The sequence below is a fragment of the Variovorax sp. GW821-FHT09D04 genome, assembly GCF_059416405.1.
This window is the reverse complement of sequence record NZ_JBWKPA010000023.1, coordinates 1237-3481: the sequence shown is the minus strand read 5'-3', so window position 1 is coordinate 3481 and position 2245 is coordinate 1237. Positions and strand designations below refer to the sequence as shown.

At 68.5% G+C, this 2245-nt stretch carries 2 protein-coding genes and 1 pseudogene; all 3 read right to left on the bottom strand.

The window, feature by feature from the left end; all coding sequences use genetic code 11:
- Positions 1-320 (bottom strand): annotated as a pseudogene (locus AC07O4_RS31480) (amino acid deaminase); the annotation flags it as partial.
- Positions 317-1321, bottom strand: coding sequence for an ABC transporter ATP-binding protein (locus tag AC07O4_RS31475; protein WP_495306619.1), 1005 nt, complete (start codon positions 1319-1321; stop codon positions 317-319). The pseudogene AC07O4_RS31480 and the gene AC07O4_RS31475, both read right to left, overlap by 4 nt.
- Positions 1321-2245, bottom strand: a 925-nt coding sequence (locus tag AC07O4_RS31470) for an ABC transporter ATP-binding protein (protein ID WP_495306618.1), incomplete at its 5' end; no start/stop codon positions are given. The genes AC07O4_RS31470 and AC07O4_RS31475, both read right to left, overlap by 1 nt.

Below are 2245 nucleotides of genomic sequence, written 5' to 3'. Positions count from 1 at the left end.
GTGACGGTGGCAAAGGTCAGGCCCCACGCACCCGCATCCAACTGGCGCTGGAACAGCTGCGGCGACATGGTGGTCTTGCCGTGCGGGGCCAGGTCGATGCCCCATTCGCGCACGCGCGCCTGCATCCACGCCAGGTTGTGCTCGAGCGCCTCGCGCTTGAGCACGGCCAGCGGCAGCGGCAGGTCGCCGGCCAGCACGTTCCAGCCGGCGGCGCCGACTTCACTGCGCAGGCGCGGCGGCTGGGTGCGCGGGTAGCCCTTGAAACGGTCGCTCAGCAGCGGGTCGATGAAATCGTGTGTCGAGGAAGAAATGTCGGTCATGGTCGTGCAACGGCGATGTGGGAGAGCAGTTCTTTGCGGATGCAGGCGCTGTAGTGTCCGGGAGAAAGTTCGTCGAGCGTGGGTACCGTCTGCGCGCAGGCCTCGATGGCATGCGGGCAACGCGTGCGGAACACGCAGCCCGAGGGCGGCGAGATCGGGCTGGGAATGTCGCCCTTCAATGCGATGCGCTCGGTCGCCATCTCCGGATCAGGCTTCGGACTCGCGGCCAGCAGCGCCTGGGTGTAGGGGTGCGAGGGGTTCGCGAACAGCTCCTCGGTGGTCGCCACTTCCATCACCTTGCCCAGGTACAGCACGACCACGCGGTCGCACAGGTACTCGACCACGTCCAGGTCGTGCGAGATGAAGAGCATCGTCAGGCCCAGGCGCTCGCGCAGGTCGGCCAGCAGGTTGATGACCTGCGACTGAATGGACACGTCCAGCGCCGACAGCGGCTCGTCGGCCACGATGAACTCGGGCTCCACGGCCAGCGCGCGCGCCACGCCGATGCGCTGGCGCTGGCCGCCCGAGAACTCGTGCGGGAAGCGGCTCGCATGCTCGGGGCGCAGGCCCACGGTCTCCAGCAGCTCGGCGATGCGCTTGTCGCGCGCCGCCGCGCCCTTGTGCAGGCCGTGCGTGGACAGCGCCTCGCCCAGGATGGCGCTGATGCGCATCTTCGGGTTCAGGCTGGCGTACGGGTCCTGGAAGATGATCTGCAGCTTGCTGCGCAGCTTGCGCATGCGCTCGCCGGAGAGGCCGCCGATGTCGTCGCCCCGATAGAGCACCTGGCCCTCGGTGCGCTCGACCAGCCGCAGCACGGTGCGCCCGATGGTGCTCTTGCCCGAGCCCGATTCGCCGACCAGGCCCAGCGTCTCGCCGGGGTGGATCGCGAAGGACACGTCGTCGACCGCGCGCACGGGGCGCTCGCTGCTGCCGAAGTATTTTTTAAGCCCGCGGACTTCGATGAGGGGAGAGGAAGACGGGGAAGAAACAGCGGTGGTCATCATGCAGCCCTCGCGAGCGGTTGGTCGGGCTGCACGCGCACGCAGCGCGCCTGGCGGTCCTGCCGGATGTCGATCAGGGGCGGCATCGCGTCCTTGCAACTCGCCAGCGCCTGGTCGCAGCGCGGCTCGAAGGCACAGCCGGGCGGTGGCGCCAGCGGGCTCGACACCTGCCCGCGAATGGCGAACAGCCGCTTGGGCTTGGGTTGCCCAGGAACCCGCGCCTTGCCCGGCAGGCAGGCCAGCAGGCCCTGCGTGTACGGATGCTCGGGCTGCGCGAACAGAGGCCGCACCGGCGCACGCTCGACCACCCGGCCCGAGTACATGACCACCACGTCGTCGGCATGGTGCGCCACCACGCCCAGGTTGTGCGTGATGAACAGGATGCTCATGCCCGTCTCGGCCTGCAGCCGGCGCATGAGTTCGAGGATCTGCGCCTGGATGGTCACGTCCAGCGCGGTGGTGGGCTCGTCGGCGATCAGCAGCGTCGGGTCGCAGGCCATGGCCAGCGCGATCATCACGCGCTGGCGCATGCCGCCCGAGAGTTGATGTGGGTACTCGTGGATGCGTTGGGCCGCAGCCGGAATCTCGACCAGTTCCAGCATGCGCAGCGCATGCGCGAGCGCGGCCTTGCGGTCGAGCCCCTTGTGCAGGCGCACGCTCTCTGCAATCTGCTCACCGATGGTGAACACCGGGTTCAGGCTCGTCATCGGCTCCTGGAAGATCATCGACAGCTGGTTGCCGCGCAGCGAGCGCATCTCGCGCTCGCCGATCTGCAGCAGGTCGAGCGTCTTGCCTTCGCGGGTGACGAAGGAAGCCGATCCGCTGACCTGCGCATTGGCGGTCTTGGGCAAGAGGCGCATCAGCGTGAGGCTGGTGACCGACTTGCCCGAGCCCGATTCGCCCACCAGCGCGGTGGTCTTGCCG

Excerpts from the sequence above, each read along its gene's own strand:
- AC07O4_RS31475 (WP_495306619.1), bottom strand. The coding sequence starts at position 1,321 with ATGACCACCGCTGTTTCTTCCCCGTCTTCCTCTCCCCTCATCGAAGTC.